The sequence below is a fragment of the Dapis brunnea BLCC-M229 genome, assembly GCF_050015995.1.
GTDB lineage: Bacteria > Cyanobacteriota > Cyanobacteriia > Cyanobacteriales > Microcoleaceae > Trichodesmium.
In genome coordinates this window covers 1-19,732 of sequence record NZ_JBNHEP010000248.1, presented here as the reverse complement: position 1 = coordinate 19,732, position 19,732 = coordinate 1, and the positions used below count along the sequence as shown (strand labels likewise).

The following is a 19,732-nucleotide window of genomic DNA, read 5'->3' as shown; positions in this document are numbered from 1 at the left end:
CGCCATCCCATCCTAGGTCATGCTCCGCTAACGACCGCTTGTTTCTCCTTGCTCATGAGAGGCTTTAAACCTTAATTATTCGGTAAAATTTTCTGAATTTTTAACCCTCAATTTTCTGCCTCATTCAACTGTATAATTGTTCATTGAAAAAAATTAAAAGATATATACTCATATTTAATTATAAGTAATTGCTCCTAATTAGCATTCAACTATCAGCTTTTTTGCTTAGAGTAATAATTTTGTCCATACAAGGCTCTTAGCAGAAGTTAATTGACCCAAAAATAAATCTATAAAACTGAAATAAATGTGATATAATTACAGTAATACATTTTGCGGAATGAAACAAAAGTAGCTAAAACTCAAAGATTAAAAAATTGGGATACTTAACTTTCAACTTGCTTCAAATCAAAATAATTAAACTTAAAAATTATCTTTTCTATTATATAGCAATTCTATTTTATTACTGTCAAAAATCTTACTGCTTTTTAGGAAACAGGGAACAGGGAATACTTAACTCTTAACTGGTAAGAGTTTAAGTTTTTTTTCTTTACTTTTTGATTCCCCGCAACCTATTTAGGATTACTATAGGTTAGTATAGGCAGAGGGGTTTGGTGAAAGTATCCCCATCCATTTTTCCCAACTTTTATCTTCCTTCTTCTTTTTTCAATACCTATAAGTAATGATAATGAATCAAAAATCTCTGAAGAATAACTGGTTTAATAGTATTGCAGTTCGCTATTTAGGAATAACAAGTCTGATATTAATCAGCATTAACTTAATAACAGAAGTAGTCTTAATCAAACATAACTGGCAATGGCAAATAGAGAAACTAGACCAAAAAGCTAAGGATGAACTCCAGTTGTTAATTGCTATCACTGGGGAAGATATCGTTAAACCAGACTCCCCCACCCTGGAAATATTGATGAAACAAACTATTCTTGAGCGGGATATTATTTACAGTGCTATTGTTAATTACGAAGGAACTCTGCTCAAAGGTTATATCGATTTAGAAAATCCGGAAATCGCTAGATTTATTCAAGATAATAATTTCAAAAATAACAGTAATTTCCAAATTATTAATCACCTAAAAACAAAATCTAATATACATGAAATTAATCGTCAAATTATTAATAATGGTCAATACATTGGAGAATTAAGAGTAGGTGTTTCACTAGAACAGATTAAAACAGAATTATTCCAAAATGCTGTTAAAACACTAAGTATTTCTCTCCTTATAAGTGGAATTTTAGTAATAATCATAATGATTCTGTTTCAGCGACAGGTTGGTATTCCATTGCAAAGATTAACTAAGCTTGCCCAAGCACTAGCAGAAGGAGAATTAGACCAAAACTCTGATATTAAACACAATGATGAAATGGGTATTCTCCATGGTAGTCTAAACCAAATAGCTACCCAAATTCAAGAGACTTTAGCAAATTTAAGACACCAAATAATAGAACGGGAACAAGCAGAAATTGCTCTGGTAAAACAGGAAGATAAATATCGTTCTGTGATTGAGAATATTCAGGAGGTGATTTTCCAAACAGATACAACGGGTTTATGGACATTTCTGAATCCTGCGTGGGAGAAAATTACTGGGTTTACAGTAGAAGAAACTCTGGGAAAAAGCTTTATTGACTATATTGATCTAGAAAACCGCCAAGATGCTATAGAGAAATTCCAAGGTTTAATGCAAGGTAAAAAATTAGACTTTGAATGTGAAATACTCTATCTTACTAATGGCAAAGGGCTTTGTTGGGCTGAAATGTTGGCCAATATCGTGCAAGATGAAAATGGGACAATTATTGGGGTATCTGGCATTCTTAACAATATTACCCAACGCAAACAGGCTGAGGAAGCTTTAGAACTAAGTCAGTTTTCTTTAGATACAGCTATCGATGCAGTTTATTTTATGGGTCCTGATGCCAAATTTTTCTATGTAAATGAAGTTGCTTGTCAGACTCTCGGTTATTCCCAGACAGAACTTCTCAAAATGAGTGTTTGGGATATTGATGTCATATTTTCATCTACAGAAAAGTGGAGGGAACATTGGCAAGAACTGAAACAAAGTGGTTCTTTGAGATGGGAAGGCGCTCATAAAAATAATGAAGGTGAGATTATTCCAGTAGAGATTAGTGCCAATTATCTAGAATTTAATGGTAAAGAGTACAATTGTGCTTTTGTTCGCGATATTAGGGAACGCAAAGAAATAGAACAAGAAAAGCGAGCAGGAGAATCTGCTGTTCATGCTTTGTACAAAGTAGCTTCTGCACCAAATCTGAACTTTGACCAAAGGATACAAGGTCTTCTGTCATTGGGAAGAAAATATTTTGAATTTGAACTGGGTTTTCTGGGAAGTGTTCATGGCGATCGCTACAAAGTCATTGCTGTGCAAAAGTCAAAGCGGGTTGATGTTGTAGTTAAACCAGGAGATGAGTTTGATTTAGACCAAACTTTTTGTGGTGAGACTTTTCGTTCGGGAAAACTGATATGCTTTGAATCTGCTCAAGCATCAAAATGGTGTGAGCATCCTGCTTACAATACTTTTGGTTTAGAAACATATATAGGTACTCCTGTGGTAGTAGGAAAACAGCCTTATGGTGTACTTTGTTTTACTAGTTTCAGTAAACGTACTAAACCATTTAAAGATAGCGATCGCCAAATTTTAAAATTGATGGCTCAGTGGGTAGGCAATGAAATCGAACGTCAGCAAGCAAATATAATTCTAGAAAGACAACTTGAACGCAGCAACTTGTTGAGGAAAATTAGCGAAGAAATTCGCCAGAGTTTAGATGTTCAAACAATTTTTCAGACTACTGCTGAACAAGTAGGTGTTGCTTTTCAAGTAAATCGCTGTGTTATTCTTGACTATATTGCCAAGCAAACACCAGAAATAAGCTTTGTCAGTGAATATTTAGAATCAGGACATCAGTCTTCACTAAAATTAAACGTTCTAGTTATAGGTAATCCTCACGCTGAAAAAGTTTTATCCCAAGACCAAGCAATTTATACTCCCAATGTATATACCGAACCATTGCTAAAACCAATGACAGATTTATGTCGCCAGCTCAATCTCAAATCTATGTTGGCAGTGCGAACCTCTTATCAAGGAAAAGCTAATGGTATTATAGGATTACATCAATGTGACTCTTTCCGTGAATGGACAACAGAAGAAATTGAATTATTAGAAGCAATAGCAGAACAAGTCGGTATAGCGATCGCTCATGGTCATCTGTTAGAGCAAGAAGTGAAGGGACAACAAGAGTTAATTAAGAAAAATCGTGCTTTGGAGGAGGCGAAAAAAGCAGCAGAAACAGCAACCAAAGCTAAAAGTGAATTTATTGCCACAATGAGTCACGAGCTTCGGACTCCCATGAATGCTGTTATTGGTATGACTGGTTTGCTGCTAAATACAGAGTTACAACCTGAGCAAAGAGATTTTGCGGAAACTATTCGCGCAAGTGGGAATGGTTTATTGACTCTCATTAATGATATCCTCGACTTCTCGAAAGTTAATTCTCAAAGATTAGAGTTAGAAAAACAAACTTTTGATTTACAACAATGTATTGAGGAAACGTTGAGTCTGTTAGCTGTAAGAGCGCAGGAGAAAAATATAGAGTTAGTTTATGCGCTAGAACCTCAAACACCCCAGATAATAATTGGAGATGTTGGTCGTGTGCGACAAGTTCTAGTAAATTTACTCAGTAATGCCATTAAATTTACTGATGCTGGGGAAGTAACAGTTCGCGTGCAAGCATCTTTGGTGGAGCAAATTAGTAATAATGATATTTACGAAATTCAATTTGCTGTGCAAGATACTGGTATTGGTATTGCTCCAGAGAATATAGAATACTTGTTTAAGTCTTTTACTCAGGGTGATTCTTCAATTACTCGTAATTATGGTGGTACTGGTCTAGGTTTAGCAATTAGCCAACAGTTAGCTGAATTGATGGAGGGTAAAATCTGGGTTGAGAGTGAATTGGGTCGAGGTTCAACTTTCTACTTTTCAATCCTTGCTCCATCTGTTCCACAAACAACGGATATTAATGAAGAGGCAAAGCAATATTTAGCTAAAAAACGATTACTCATCGTAGATGATAATGCAACTAACCGACAAATGCTGACTACACAAGGAGAGTCTTGGGGAATGTTAACTTGGGCAGTTGAGTCTGGTGCTAAAGCTATTGATTTAATTAATCAGGGAATAAAATTTGATTTGGTAATATTAGATAGGTCAATGTCTGAAATGGATGACTGTACCCTAGCTCAAACAATTCGCGAACAGACTTTAGATCGGGATTTACCTTTGGTGCTTTTGAGCAATATGAAAGAATATAAATTGCCGGAAAAATGTCAAGATATTAATTTTGCTGCAGTTATTCATAAACCAATTAGAGTATCTGTACTTTATCAAACTTTGATTAAGATTTTTACAGGAGAAAAAAACGATACCGAAAAGTTGCCTACTGCTTCAGAAAGTGAAGTTAAGCCAGTAGAAAACCTGCGAATATTATTGGCAGAAGATAATGTAGTCAATCAAAAGGTTGTCCTGCTACAGCTAAAGCAGTTAGGATACCAAGCAGATGTGGCAGCAAATGGCATAGAAGTTTTAGAAGCTTTGCAACGTCAACCTTATGATGTGGTGTTGATGGATGTGCAAATGCCGGAAATGGATGGATTGGAAGCTACTCGTATTATTCGTCAGCAATGGTCGCCTGAATTATGCCCCCAGATTATTGCTATTACTGCTAATGCTATGGCAGAAGAGCGGGATAAATGTTTGGAAGTTGGCATGGATAATTTTATCACTAAACCTATGAAAGTTCCGGAGTTAGCCCAAGCACTACAACAAGCTTGCAGAATTGATATAGACATAACAACATGGAAAAATATTAATGATACAAAGACTAATCAACAATTGAGCAAGAATATTAAAAAGGATTCTCTCATCAAGCCTAAATCAATGTTAGATGTTAAAATGTTAGAGTCAATTATAAGTATGGGAGGTAAGGAACTTTTAGGTGAAATTATTGAAGATTATCTCAATTTTGCCCCTAGTAGATTAGCAGCAATTCTAGAGGCAATTGTAGCTAATGATGCTAATGAATTACGAAGATCTGCTCATGTTCTACGTTCTAGTAGTGCTAATCTCGGAGGAGTTACTTTAGGGAATATATGTAATCAATTGGAAAATTTAGGACGTAAAAATACTACTATGGGAGCAGCAGAAATTTTTCCTTTATTAGAAATTGAGTATGAACAATTCAAACAGGGATTAATTAATTTTAAATCTAGTAAAAATATTGATTTTTCAACTGCTCAAGAAACTTCTGTAACTAGAAATATTTCCTCTGATACTAGCAGTGAATTTGTTGATACTATTGAGTCTCAAAGTCAGGATGATTCTGTTTTAGATTTAATAGTTTTAGATTCTATTCGCAACAGTCAAATAATTGAAGATTATTTACAAAATTCTCCTCATCAGATGGAACTAATTTTCAATGCAATTGCAATCAATTCTACTGAAAATTTAAAACTAGCAGCCCAAAGTTTAGGAGCTAGTAGTGCTAAGATAGGGGGGATAAATCTTGCTAGTTTATGTGATAAATTGAGCAATTTATCTGGTTCCGATCTAATCATAGAAGGAACTGATTTGTTGTTACAAGTTGATGGTGAATATGAAAGAGTAATAGAAGCTTTAAAACACAAATTATAGCTGAAGTCAGAATTAATTCCTGACTAAGTTTGAGCATTTATAAATGTCCGCGTCCTATTAATGATATATTTTTGATAGATTGACTCTTAAAAAAACTCTGTATGTACTGAAAACTCAACTTGTTAGGAAATTTTAAACGGTTGTTTATATTCTTTAAACCCTTGCCAAAAATAGTTTTGATATCAAATCCGCTTAATTCGGTATAAAAAAATGTTCCATCTTCAGTTATTGCTAAATCTTTCTATATCTCCCCATCTCCGAATCTCCCCATCTCCGAATCTCCCCATCTCCCCAGCATCTTTATCTAATTACACCAATGCTACCGGATTTGATATGAGACCCTTTTTACCCCCTGAGAGAAGATACTTTTAGTGTTATATCATGTCCGCTTAATTAATGATAAAAAAATTTTTCTTCCCAAACCTTCTTTCTTCCTTCTGACTCCTGACTCCTGAATCCTGACTCCTGACTCCTGAATCCTCCCTAATTATTTATCACTGTTTATCCGGACATGATATTAGAGATTGTTTGTCAAGCAAATATCAAAAATGGAAGAGGAAACAGCTTAACTGAGGGGAGGTAAAAAAACGCAGCTATTTGCCACAATAACTGTAGGTATTTGGAGATGAAATACCTCCCTTTACTATAAGCTATAGAATTTTAATTTATGATGGTATTCAAGCTTGAGTATTTAGTCGATCGACAGTCTATTAATATCAAATTAAGTTCCTATGCAAAATTAATTACACATCCTATTTTCCTGTTATATCATGTCTGGTTGAATAGTTATAATTAAAGCTTGTAGTAAGGCTTGAGCAACTTCTATAATTTAGGGCTAAAGCCCTACTACAAACAAAAATTTTTTATCACTCATTATCCGGACATGATATTAAGTGTTCCCAATTAAGTGTTCCCTTTTTTAACTAGGAAATTTCTAAAAGCACGACTACTTATGATAATTACTTATATATAAAATATGTTGTATTTCCTAGTATAAGAAAGAGAAAGGATATATTTAGTCATACCATGCATGAAAAAAGAATGTTACGAATAATAAACACTATTAAAAGATTTTATCGGAAATTTGTATTTGACGAAAAAGATAAGTTACGATACAAAAAAATGTATCAAACTTATTCATTCTGACTCCTGAGGACTGACTCCCCCTCCTGGGAGGGGTTAGGGGTAGGTTGACTCCTAAGAAATACCCTAGCTATTTGTAGCAAACATTAGACATCTGGTGAAAAAGATATAGATTTTTTGTGGCTAGTAGGGAACACTTAACTGGGAACAGGGTATATATTTTCACGAAAAAGATACGAAAAATGATTTCGGAGAGTGAATTTTACAACTCTAGCTTGTCTTAAATAAAGAGCAAGTTTATTTTCTGGAGAGGTCTATTCATCAATTTGGTATTAGCCCTTTTCAGGTATATAAACCACACAGTTAAAACCACAACTATTGTAGAGACTTTCGATGGAATATTTCTACTGTGTTCTACGAAAATGAAAACTACTGTAATTTATCCTCACTTTCCTACTCCCCTAATATTTTCATAATAAACTTTAAACGGGTATCATATAAATCTCCATTCTTGAATAACATTATACAATTTCTCAAAAGTATTGCTACATCTCCTTGAGAACAGGGAATAGAGAGTAGGGAGTAGGGAGTAGGGAGTAAGCTTCAAAAGGATAAGATATCTTTGCTATTTGCCTATAATCGTTAAAAATATTACTTTTATTTACTTATTACTTAATAACTGAAGTTCCATTGGAAGTATAGCATTATTTTTGGCAATTGGTATTAATTTTTATTAGTTATTAGCAAGATATAGTAGTCACCATTCCTATGGTAACATTTTCAAATTCTATTACCTTAGTCACAGGAATGATTTAACTTTTAACTCTTGCTATATGAATCTCAGCAACTTTTTAAATAGAGTTGATATAATAGCAAAAATTCAATAAAATTAAGATTAATTGTAAGTCTTGAGATGTGGTATGCAACGACCAATTGGTATTGATTTATTTGCTGGTGCAGGAGGTATGACCCTTGGTTTTGAACAAGCAGGATTTGATATACCTGTTTCTGTGGAATTAGACCCTATTCACTGTGCTACTCATAAGTTTAATTTTCCTTTTTGGTCGATATTATGTCGCAATATTGTTGATATTACTGGAGATGAAATTAGACAGTTATCAGATATTCAAAATAGAGAAATTGATGTAGTTTTTGGCGGTCCTCCATGTCAAGGCTTTTCCATGATTGGAAAACGCACCTTAGATGACCCACGCAATGCACTTATATCTCATTTTTTTCGGTTAGTTTTGGAGTTAAAACCAAAGTATTTTGTTATGGAAAATGTTCAAGGATTAACTGTGGGAAAATACCAAATTTTTCTTCAGGAAGTGCTTGATAAATTATCCAAAAATGGTTATCAAGTTCAGCAACCTTATCAAATCCTAAATGCTGCTCATTATGGCGTACCCCAAAATCGGGAAAGATTATTTATATTAGGATGTCAAAATGGTTTAATATTACCAAATTATCCTCATATTCAAACAGATAAAAAATTAGAAAACTATATAACTGTCTGGGATGCAATAGGAGATTTACCCGAAGTTGAAAAATACGTTGAGTTATTAGAAAAAGATTGGGTAACAGCAGAAAAAGATTATGGCAAACCCAGTAAATATGCTAGAAAACTGCGTAGTTTGAAACGTTTGAATAATGATTATTCTTATAAACGTGAATACGATCGGACAATATTAACCTCTAGCTTACGCACAAGACATACACCAAAATCAATAGCAAGATTTAGTGCGACAGCTCCCGGAAAAATTGAACCAGTAAGTCGCTTTTATAGACTTAATCCTAACGGTATTTGTAATACACTCAGAGCAGGAACACCAAGTAGTAGGGGTGCATATACTTCTCCTAGACCAATACATCCATTTACACCTAGATGTATCACAGTTAGAGAAGCAGCAAGACTACATTCATATCCTGATTGGTTTAGATTTCATGTGACAAAATGGCATGGTTTTAGACAAGTTGGTAATTCAGTTCCACCACTATTAGCAAAAGCAGTTGCTCAAGAAATTATTCATGCTTTAAATATTCAGCCACTTAAACCTAGAAGGAAAAAATATAAGTTAGAAAAATCAGAAAATTTAGCGCTCAATATGTCTATAGCTACCGATCTATATGGTGTTGATAGACATACTATTGCACCAAGAATGAGAAAATAAAAATTAAATAATTAATTGATAATTAATTCTTGGATTTATAAGTATACTAGCTAGCTTAAGATTTACTTTATAAATCAGCTCTTATAACTGTATAAACTAATTAGAAAGAATACAGATAACTAATAATACCAAATTAATATGAAGTTGCATAAAATAAAATTTTAATCAGAGTTGACTGTAGATAAAGATAGGCAAGTTAATGAATTCATAATTCTGTACAACCTCACATAAAATTGGTATAAGTAATACCAAATTCAACAAATTCAAAAAAGATCGTTATAGTAAAAAAAGAGTAGGGAAGTTGCATGCAACGTCCCTACAGAATAGGAAATAGGGAAAAACCTTGCTCTTTATTTAATTTTCCTATATAGCAAAATTCAGGTCTTCTCTAACTATAAAAAAAAAGTTAATGTAGCATTTTTTTTTAACTGGTATAAAAAATAATCTTTTTTGCTAAAATTGGCAGCTACCCCCAATAGACCTCTCCGGATAAAGAGGGAGTAGAGAGTAGGGAGTAGGGAGTAGGAGGAAATAATTGATGATTTATGTACGATAATTGATTTGATTTTTGATTCTCGCAGATGTCTAATAAAAACAATAAAATTTATCGCAAAGTAAAGAGTTGTTTGCAAAATATACTGATGATGAATCTTAGACTAGGAAGTTTTTTTCCACTGCTGTCTGCTACCTATTATAATTTACTTTCATATTCCCATACACAATCAAAGATTAATAAATATCTGTTTGTGTAATATCCTCATTTACAAAGGAAGTTTGAGGAAAATTTTTATTAGTTAAAAATATTTCTTTCTTGGATAATTCATCTTTTTTATCCGCAAATTCAGAAGCTAATTCTTGAGTCCAAATTTTAATTTTCGGTCCAGAACTACCAAATCTAATAATCATTTCATTTACCACCGATCTTTGAATAATTGGTCGATCATCTACATAAGTACCATTAACACCAAAATTGACGATCATCCAACCAGACCGATTTTCCCAAAGTTCTGCATGATAACGAGAAACTATAGCACTGTAAATTATTACATCATTATCACTTGCTCTACCTATACGAATTAATGATTTTGCTTCCCAACTCCAATTTTGAACAGGAACTAATTGAGTTGGATGTAATAAGGCTAAACTAATCACTTATAATAATTATTTAATATACTTACATGAGTTTTAATATTTTAGTAAGCATTCAGCTATTAGCGGTTAGCTTTCAGATGATCAAATATCAAAATAACTACTAAGATTAGCTGATGACCTTTTTCGTTTGCAACTTTTAATTCTCCTTGGAGACTAATTCGTCAGAAACGCGAAAATTAGTTAATAACCCATAGCTGATAACTGATAGCTGACGGCTGAATGCTTACATATTTTAGGGAATAGTGATTACTGGGAATAGGGAACAGATATTAATATTAAACTGTACCTCACCATACCATCCTCAAAATATCCGTAATTATGGCTATATTTGTCAATCATTTGTATTTTGCTCTCCCTCATCTTTACCATACCATCCTCAAAATATCCGTAATTATGGCTATATTTGTCAATCATTTGTATTTTGCTCTCCCTCATCTTTTGAGGAATTAAAAATTTTTATCCCTTGAGACTTTACTCCATCAATTTTTTCCTTAGCTTCTGTTGTTACTTGTTGAATTTTGGTAGAAAATTCATATGTAGTTGCCTGAGTTTTCCTATTTTTTTTCTCTGTAGATTTAGTTTGAAAATTTTCTACTTTTTGTTTGGCTTGTTCTGTGACTATTTGGGCTTTTTCTTCAGCTTGTTTTTTCACAACTTTGGCTCTTTGTTGAAATCCTAGAGCTAATTTTTTGGCCTCACTTCGTGCTATATCAATATGTTCTCTAGTTCTGACTAAATCTGCTTGTAAAAAGTTATGAAGCAAACCTAGTTTTTCAGCAACCCCTCCAGTATAACATTGAGGATTTTCTACAGAACTATTGACTACTATTACTCGTTTATTACCAGCACTAGAAACTGCTTCTGGTGCTAGTAAATAAACACTATCCAAAACACCTCGCCAGCCATTAGATTTAAACAAATAATTCACTATTGCACCTGTTTTGATATTGAGAATATATTCTACAATAAAACCCACTTTTTCCCCTGTATCAGTCCAAAGTTCATTACCAATTATATTAACAATATTATTGTGTTCTTCCAAATTATCTACTTGTGATTTCCCATTAACTAGAGTAGCATCAGCGCCAATAGTCTCAATTTGTTTCCAAGCGAAATATTTTTTTTGTTTACCAAATAAACCAGACTTACAGATAAAACCTATAACTTGATGAGATTGAGGATCTAGGCATAATTCTTCTATGCAACCTTGTTCTTCAACTGTTTCACGGTCAAGCACTAACCTCTTCAACAGTTGACTATGTTTAATTACCTCTGGTATTTTATTCATAATTTTACTCCTAACACAGAGTTTTGATAAATATATTGATTGAGGAAGAAGTAAGAAGTAATCTTAAATAATAGAGGTACGATCTTTTTTTCTCTTCCCTATTCCCCATTGCCTAAAATCAAAATTATATATCTCACCAAGGGTGATAAACCCTATATAAGAGCTAATAAAGGTTGCCAAACAATCAAATTAATCCCATCACAAAAATCAGATCATAAAAATCAGATTATTCATTAAGCAATCTATTCATATTTTGTATCTCCAAATAAGTCTTGTTGTGGACATTCCCGATCTAACATCGGCCTTAATAATGGGGTTTCAACTTTGTCTAAATCGTTTTCTTGGCGATAATTTGGCCTTTGTTGAAAATTAAATACCTTTGATTGATTGTGGATATATATCGCAATTTTTGGTCCAGTAAGAGCCAAATTAATTATCAACCCACTAACTACCCTAACTTTCCTGATTGGTTTACCATCAATGTATGTACCATTGCTACCTAAATTAATAATTTCCCAATCGCGATGATTAGCTTTTAATTCAACATGATAACGAGAAACTACAGAACTATAAAGAACCACATCATTATCTGAGCAACGCCCAATCTTAATGACAGGTTTGCGATCGAAAGTCCAACTTCTGACTGGCATAGACTGAAGTGGATGTAGCAGTGTTAGTCTAATCACATTTGCTATTTAATATTTTTAGTAGAGCACCTGAAACAATTTTAGATTATTTAGTTTTTATCGTGGTTTTTAGGTAGATGAACTACACAGTAAACACTACAACCATTGTCGGGACCAACCATAGTTAGTCCCAACTGTGGTCTAATATAATGAAAATAGCCGTAATTTGTTTGGCTCGATCTCTTCTTAAGGTACTAGATACTAATACTTTAGCCTCTTTGTTGCCTTGTCAGGAGGAGCTGTCCTAACAGACTACTACGAGAATGCTTTTTATGTCCAGCAACTAAACCATAATATATGTAGGACTTCTCCACCGAAGAACTTAATTATAGGAAGACTTGAGCTAAGGATTTTAATCAACCCCCAATCTAAACTTGAGCTAAGAAATTTGAAACAGGAATGAAACTAAGTCTCCTTTGCCCAAAGATATCCGATCGCCTGGTCTTAACTTATGTCTATTTCCTTTTGTCAAAGGAATATTGTTAACATAAGTACCATTAGAACTACCAGTATCTTCAATATAATAACTATCTCCTTCTACTCTAATATCAGCATGACTACGAGAAACCACCTCAGAGTCAGGAAATCCTGAAACATCAATATCTGGAGGTACTCGGTCATTGGGTTTACCTATATGAATCACGGATAAATTAACTGGCAATTCAATATCTGTATCTGTTCTGATATGAAACAACTTGGCCGACTGTTTTTGCAACTGGGTCTTGGCCGGAATTGCTTTTCCCCCAGTGGGAGATGGAGAACTTACTTCAGGGGTAGCAACAGGTGTGCTAATAGCATTAATGGTTGGTGGGAGTTCCTCTTCCTCAATAGAAACTGGAGTATTAGGGTTGCTAGATTTTTCTAAGTTGACTCTACCAGATACCAAAGGCTCTGGTGTCACTAATGGCTCTACTAGGTCTAGGTCAGGTATATCTACTGAGGGTAGATCTGTATCTGGTGTAGATACAGGTGATACTATAGTTGGCATCACTGCTGGATCTGTTTGGGATAAAACTTGACCTTCCTCTTTACCAGCAGTAGCTTTCAGGTCAAAGCCACATTGACCACAAAAGGCAGCATCAGCTTGAACTATTGCCCCACAGTTAGTACAATTTGTAGTTACTGGTAAGGGAGTATAGCAAGCTTCACATTGGGTTGCTCCATCAGGATTCTGATGATTGCAATTGGGACAGACAATCATTTATCTTCTCCTTGCTATCGGTCAGTTGACATCCTCCCGACGTTGCGCCCCTGCGACAACGCGAGATTCCTAACCATCACTATAATGGGCTTTCTGCTTCATCGCACCCGCCTCCAAGGTCCTTCCCTATTTTCGGTCTTATGGTCGCTCCACAGACAAGTCAGCGCGGTCTTGGGGGTATCCCCCCATGAGTTACTAGCGCTAACACTGCTAGCCCAGCAGCCTAAATATTTGAACAAAAAACTTTTTGTTATATATAATTGAGTTCAAGTATGGAGTGTTCCCAGTGACCATTCCTCTTCCCCGATCTACCGATCTTTCTGCGGTGTTACCAAAATTAGTAATCTTTGTCGGTTAACCTGTCTGTTCGTATACGTTCGGGCGGGTTAGTAACCAGTTTAGTTATACCACAAGATTGATTGGTTTTCCCATCCCTCCGCTTCCTTACAGAACTTGATAATTTGCTTATCCTAGATTTTTTTGAGATTGATCGCTGCTCAAATATTTACACCAGTCACTAACCACTGTAATTCCTCTTGAGGCTGGATCAGACGACTAGGATAATTCATATTATCAGCTTTTTCTGCAAATACTTGGTCTAATGCCTCTTGTTTATCTGCACCAGCAACTAGAAATATAACGCCGCGAGCCTGATTAATTAATGGTACTGTGAAAGTTAATCGGGGTTGGCCATCTTTATTGCCCACAGTAATTAGGCGATCGCTTACTTTTAACGCATCTGTATAAGGAAATAGGGAAGCTGTATGACCATCACCTCCCATTCCCAGTAAAATCAAATCAAAGCTCGGAAACTCTCCTATAGGTACTTGAAAAAATTCTCGCAAATGAGCATCATGGCTTGAGGCATCAGTTTCAGGGTCTCCCGCTCCTGTTTCCATAGGATGAATATTTGTTGGTGGTATGGGTACTAGATCTAGCCAAGCTTGCCTGGCCATTCTTTGATTACTATCTGGGTGGTCAGGAGCTACATAACGTTCATCGCCCCAAAATACATGAATCTTATCCCAAGGTAGATTTTGAGTTGCTATTGATTCATAAAGTGGCCTTGGGGTATTTCCACCAGCTAAAGCTATCGTACATTGGCCACGTTCTGCGATCGCTGCTTTAATTTTAGACAAGCAAATGTCCAAAGCTTGTTCGATCAATTTTTCCTTATTTGGCAACAATTTAACCTGTTTGTTCATTTGGTTTCTGTTATGATTTAATGTGTATACCCAATTTAAAGATTATCACTAAGGATTCAGGTGTTTGACATTAGTAAATCTCGTTTGCGGAGCATTTCCCCAGGAAAAACTCTCTGGTGAGATTACTTTTAATTTTTGACTTGCGCGTACCGCTATAGTTATTGTTTCTCAATTTGGGTATCGGATCTATACTATGGCAACTTATCTTTAGATGTCAGTTTATCTCGTTACACTCAAGTAATATTAGTATTTGCTAAGTAAAGGTATTTAAGCTAAAATTATTAAGAAGCGGTAAATTTAGTAGTGAACATTCATTTCAGTGAGCCTCTTAGGTCTTCAACAATTAATAATTAATAATTAACAATTACCTCTCCTTGAAAACGGATAGGATTGACTCAAAGGAAAAATTTTTCTTCTCAAGGGGAGATTTGATATGGCTAGGTTTCCTCAGCATCCTATTCTAGGGAAAGCTCCGCAATTCAAGTCGGCGACAGCGGAAACGACCGCTCTGTTGGTCGATTGGAGGCTAGCGAGGTTTCGTCCCTATCCCATCTACCAGGTCATGCTCCGCTTTCCGACCGCTCTCTTGGTCGATTAGATATGGCGAGGAGACCTCGCCATCCCATCCTAACGGACTGCTCCGCAAACGACCGCTTGTTTCTCCTAATTAGGAGAGGCTTTTTACCTTAATTATTCGGTAACTTCGTTTTTTATGTCGCGTAGTGAAACATTACCTCCGCTTGAAACCAGAGGTTTGAAATACTGAATCGAACATTTTTTTCACCCCCTTAAAATGGGAGGCTTGATACCTTATTTTTTGCTCAATAATTTATTTCTTCAGTAAAAAATAACATTTGTTGACTTTGGCTCAGGTCTGAATCATTTTGTAATATTTAATTAAATTTTCATATTACCAACAAAAATTATTCCAATATCACTATATTTACCTAGTAAAGTTTGCAAATATCTTCATAAAGGAAATATATAGCTTAGGTTATATCTGGAAATTCACCGCAGTTTTTTGACTCCCTAGTTGCTCGGGATTAAAAGGTAATTTGGAAATAATTATATTCATGTTAATTTAGTAGTATGACTAAAAAAATGAAATTATCTTACTGTAACTAAAGAACAGACTAATGTAGTAAAAAAAATAATAAATGAAGGAAAAAAACCTATGTCTGATAAGAAAAAATTACCTAATTCCATACGCTACTTCCGAGCCAGATTTAGTCATTTGACAAAGCCCTTAGTTTGGGGGCCGATTGGTGTAGCTTCTCTAGTTCTATTATTTGCTTGGGAATTATCAGTCCATCCAGAATGGTTAACCATTGAAGATGATGATAATTTAGTATCAAGCGGCAATACTATCACTGAAACTTTATCTCCTGAAGAAGTTTCTGTTATGAGCGATATTGGCAATTCCTCAGTTTTAATCGAAGAGTTAAAAACTGCTCAACAACTGCAAATTAATCCTCCAGTAAGTTCTCAGAAAAATTTATTGGATAGCTCCCAAAGAGAAACAAAAAATACATCTGTTAGGAATAAAAATATTATAAAGCCTCAAGAAGATTTAGCTAACCCTCTGCCCAAAATTAATATTTACGGGGGAGCGCAAACCAATGATTTGCCTTCTACAAATCAACTGCCAAAGACAAAATTTTCAACTTCTCCTCTGTTACGCAGTATGAATTTATTCGACCGAACAAACCAGGAGGAAAAAAAAGAAAAACCTGTCAATGCTCTACAGAATGCTATGGATGAGTACTTGCGTTCTAAAAGTAAATCTCAATCTCCCTCAAATTATCAGTCTCAAACAAATAATATTAACCTTTACCCAACTGAAATCAAGCCAAGAGATATTAAACCTTCTCCCATTCGGAATATACCAACATCCAATATTCTTAAATCTCAGGAAAGAAGGAATTATAATCCGCCTTTACCACCCATAAATTTTACTCCTCCAAAACCTTACTATACTGATTTATCAGGTGGAACAAATCAAACGAATAACCCAACTAATTTACCAACGAATAACCCAACTAATTTACCAGGGTATAACTATTCTTACAGACAACCTACTAATCTAAATCTCCCTCCATTAATTCCAGCAGTACCTAATAGTTTTGCTAATAACCACAATGGAGTAAATGGAGTTAATAATTGGGGAGTGCCTAACTATTACAACAATCAAAGATATCCGCAAAATCAACAACAACAATATAATTATGGAGTGAATCCTAATCAGGTCAATCAAAACGTACCACAAACTCCTTCAAACAATCCTTTTTCCAGGCGTAATAATAGTTTTTATAATCGCGGATATAGCCAGCGTTGGCATAATCCTTTTTAGGAATTAGAAATGATTAAAATCTTTGAATTTGGGATAATTAAAGTCACATATAGCATTTCTTAAATTGGCGAGATATACAAGTTTTAGATTTGAGGGAATAGGGAATATAAAAAATACTGTACCTCATTCATAAGAGAACTGCTATAGCGCTACGCGCAAGTTGAAAGTCAAAATTCAAAGGTCAAAAATAATCCCTGACTGAGTTTGAGTATTTATAAGTTTCCTAAGCATAATGCGTAGTTTTATATATCCTATAGCAATCCGCGCATAGGTTGCGGGTAATCAAAAAGTAGATAAAAAACCGAAACTCCCACCTGTTCTCTGTTCCCTGTTCCCTGTTCCCTAAAAGCGGCAAGATTTTTATACACAAATATACAGGGGATTGCTATATACATAGGATATATTGAAAAAATTGTAGTTAGGAAAGGGAAGAGGCAAGAGTTTTTTGAAGGTTTGATAGGAGTGAAACTTTTTATAGTATTCTGAGTTTCATAAGTGCATTAGTTTTGAAGGGGTGCAGCTTATTTATTGCATTTTATCAATCAATTATTCTCCTCAAAAACTTGGTTATATATGCAGTCGCTATTACTATTAGGAGATTCTCAAACTCTGAAATTTAGTCACAGCAATAATTTTACTTCTAAATTCAGTAATTCAGTTATACCAACACCAAAAGTAATGCTATATTTCAACAGTTAAATAGTTACCAAGATTCAGAGTCTGTTTTTGACAATTATTAGTCTGTCAGTAATTATTATTCCTACTTTTACCTCTCCCCACACCTCTCAAACTCCCCACACTTCCCTACCCAATCAGATATAGTATTCTTTTTGATAAATAGTATTATGCCTATCCCTTAAGACCAATAATTTATTCATAAATTCCTACATAATTTTGATTATTTTAAGGATTATCCTGAGTCAATTTTATCAACTCATTTGTAATACATGATGTTGGTAATAATGCTATTCGTTTACTGGTTAATACACTACAAATTTCCATAGTAGTTGATAAAGCAGGGATAAGATTTTGCTCTAGTTGATAAATAATCGAATCTGTTAAATTATACTGACGAATAAACTCTTTATCAGCTACATATCTAGGGTCATAAGCGGTTAGATCGAGCAACCAAAAATCAACTCCATAATTCTGAATAAAATTATTAACTTCTTCGGGATTGGGAGTATATTGAGCCTGAATTAAATCAATAGCTTTTTGACTAAATTGACTATAATATCCTACATGATAAGGTAGGCTGTATTCTTGCGCTACTAAGGTCGAACGTTGAGCAAAAGTAGGAATATTATTTGATTCTTTGGATATAGAAGCAATTAATGTATCTTTGGGTTGTGCTAATAAATATTCATATAGTTCTATTTCCTTGCCTTTAATATAGGATTGATTATCTATGGTTAGGTCTTGAGAAAAAGGAATAATACTTAATGTTACTAATAATAGAGTTGTACATCCGATAGATATTTTCTGTGGGAAAGTTAAACCATTTTCTAGGTGAGAAATAGTTTGCTTTAAATAATTATCCAACCAGATTATTAAGGCAATACCAGCAGCTATTGCCATCATCACTCGCATACTATGGTAAATATATCTGTTGGGAAAATGAAGTTGAAATAAAAAGATATGAGCTAAAAAAAATAATCCTACTGATGCTATGAAAATTTGAATTAATATTCCTACTTTTTCAGAAACTTGTTTTGCTAGAGGAAATTTTTCTGTTCTGAGCAGAAAAGGTAATAGTAATGAAGCTATAGCTAGTGGTGAAAATAATCCCAAAAATAAGATACCACTCCTCGGTCCGGTGAGCCAAAAAACTAAGGGGTTATGATGAAAAAAGAATGCTCTGCCATATTTACCATCATCATAATTGAAAATAGGTTGTATTTTGGCGGCGGTAGTAGTAATAATCGATCCGAACTCTGTAGCAGAAAATTTGTATGGTAAAAGTATTATTGCAGCAGTTATTATTCCTCCTAACCAAAGCCAATAATTGAATTTAATTGAGGTGAATTTTAACCGCTTTTGATGATAGTCAAATAGTCTAATAGTTAGGATAGTTAGTGATAGTAAAACTGTGTGGGGATAAAAAACTGCTTGGAGAGCGATCGCTACTAAAACAGGAAATAAGGAATTTCGGAGTAAGTAATATAAGAAGGCTAAAAAAAGTGGATAGAAAAATGCTCTGGGGGTAGCAGAAACTAAGTCATCTTCCATCCATAAATTTTGGTTTAAAATAAATGAACTAAAAAATCCGACAGCGGGAATTGGCAGAATTTGTAAACTGACTCCAAAACAGTAAATTGTAGAAATTAATCCCAAAAATATTGGTAATAATTTACCTAAAAAAATTGGGTCGATGCCTAGAGATGTTATTAACCAATAGAAAGTTTTATAACCCCAAGGTGCTACTGACTGAAAATAGTCAGCAATTAAGTCTTCAGAAAATAATTCCGAATCTAAAAAACGACCCATCCAAAATATATGTTGTCGTGCGTCATCTTGGATTATATATTTAGTTTCAAAGGCTGCTTTTAGAGATTCAATACCATAAATTAATACAACTGCTATACTTAAACCCAACCAAAATATCCAGCTGCGATTTATCAAATTTTTATGTAATATCAATAAAAATCTAGTTATTTTTGATTTGGATATTAAAGGATTTGACATATTAGACCAATTTGATAAATGTTTTTTACAAATGGTAGAAAGAAGCAGTAGATATTAAAAAAAACTGACACAACTAAAATGGTGCATTACAAGGGATTATTGAATACCTTTCACAGCTTATCAAAACAACTTATAACCTCATTAACTTAACGCCGAACCCGCCCCGACAATTGCAACATTTTAGGTTTGTCGCTC

General features: G+C 34.3%; 9 protein-coding genes. 3 read left to right on the top strand and 6 right to left on the bottom strand.

Features of this window, described 5'->3' with window-relative positions; all coding sequences use genetic code 11:
* Positions 1 to 685: 685 nt before the first annotated feature.
* Together ACP6PM_RS28240 and ACP6PM_RS28235 are read left to right on the top strand one after the other, a co-directional pair.
* Positions 686 to 5,716 carry a response regulator gene (locus ACP6PM_RS28240; RefSeq protein WP_426590217.1) on the top strand — a complete coding sequence of 1,677 codons (5,031 nt, stop codon included), beginning with the start codon at positions 686 to 688 and terminating at the stop codon, positions 5,714 to 5,716.
* A 2,003-nt stretch (positions 5,717 to 7,719) separates the two neighbouring features.
* On the top strand, positions 7,720 to 8,970 hold the full coding sequence (locus ACP6PM_RS28235) for a DNA cytosine methyltransferase (protein ID WP_426590216.1): 1,251 nt from the start codon (positions 7,720 to 7,722) through the stop codon (positions 8,968 to 8,970).
* Between the two features lie 729 nt (positions 8,971 to 9,699).
* On the opposite strand, the gene ACP6PM_RS28230 is transcribed toward ACP6PM_RS28235, so the two are convergent.
* The 5 genes from ACP6PM_RS28230 to pgl form a co-directional block, all read right to left on the bottom strand.
* Entirely contained in the window at positions 9,700 to 10,122 is a 423-nt protein-coding gene (locus ACP6PM_RS28230) for an FHA domain-containing protein (RefSeq protein ID WP_426590215.1), read from the bottom strand.
* Between the two features lie 406 nt (positions 10,123 to 10,528).
* Positions 10,529 to 11,410 (bottom strand): PRC-barrel domain-containing protein, encoded by an 882-nt coding sequence (locus ACP6PM_RS28225; protein WP_426590214.1) that lies wholly within the window; start codon positions 11,408 to 11,410, stop codon positions 10,529 to 10,531.
* A 242-nt stretch (positions 11,411 to 11,652) separates the two neighbouring features.
* Positions 11,653 to 12,096: an FHA domain-containing protein gene (locus ACP6PM_RS28220; protein ID WP_426590213.1), complete on the bottom strand. Its 444-nt coding sequence runs from the start codon at positions 12,094 to 12,096 to the stop codon at positions 11,653 to 11,655.
* Between the two features lie 379 nt (positions 12,097 to 12,475).
* Complete coding sequence (locus tag ACP6PM_RS28215) at positions 12,476 to 13,297, bottom strand: FHA domain-containing protein (protein WP_426590212.1); 822 nt, start codon at positions 13,295 to 13,297, stop codon at positions 12,476 to 12,478.
* Positions 13,298 to 13,794: 497 nt separating this feature from the next.
* The gene (gene pgl, locus ACP6PM_RS28210; protein WP_426590211.1) at positions 13,795 to 14,502 is read right to left on the bottom strand and encodes a 6-phosphogluconolactonase; all 708 of its coding nucleotides are present in this window, start codon (positions 14,500 to 14,502) and stop codon (positions 13,795 to 13,797) included.
* Between the two features lie 1,174 nt (positions 14,503 to 15,676).
* Between pgl and ACP6PM_RS28205 the strand changes: the two genes are divergently transcribed.
* Positions 15,677 to 16,852, top strand: a complete 1,176-nt coding sequence (locus ACP6PM_RS28205) for a hypothetical protein (RefSeq protein WP_426590210.1) — start codon at positions 15,677 to 15,679, stop codon at positions 16,850 to 16,852.
* 903 nt (positions 16,853 to 17,755) lie between these two features.
* Here the strand turns inward: ACP6PM_RS28205 and ACP6PM_RS28200 are convergent.
* On the bottom strand, positions 17,756 to 19,474 hold the full coding sequence (locus ACP6PM_RS28200) for a hypothetical protein (protein ID WP_426590209.1): 1,719 nt from the start codon (positions 19,472 to 19,474) through the stop codon (positions 17,756 to 17,758).
* Positions 19,475 to 19,732: the final 258 nt, after the last annotated feature.

Excerpts from the sequence above, each read along its gene's own strand:
- ACP6PM_RS28240 (WP_426590217.1), top strand. The coding sequence starts at position 686 with ATGAATCAAAAATCTCTGAAGAATAACTGGTTTAATAGTATTGCAGTT.
- ACP6PM_RS28235 (WP_426590216.1), top strand. The coding sequence starts at position 7,720 with ATGCAACGACCAATTGGTATTGATTTATTTGCTGGTGCAGGAGGTATG.
- ACP6PM_RS28225 (WP_426590214.1), bottom strand. The coding sequence starts at position 11,410 with ATGAATAAAATACCAGAGGTAATTAAACATAGTCAACTGTTGAAGAGG.
- ACP6PM_RS28215 (WP_426590212.1), bottom strand. The coding sequence starts at position 13,297 with ATGATTGTCTGTCCCAATTGCAATCATCAGAATCCTGATGGAGCAACC.
- pgl (WP_426590211.1), bottom strand. The coding sequence starts at position 14,502 with ATGAACAAACAGGTTAAATTGTTGCCAAATAAGGAAAAATTGATCGAA.
- ACP6PM_RS28205 (WP_426590210.1), top strand. The coding sequence starts at position 15,677 with ATGTCTGATAAGAAAAAATTACCTAATTCCATACGCTACTTCCGAGCC.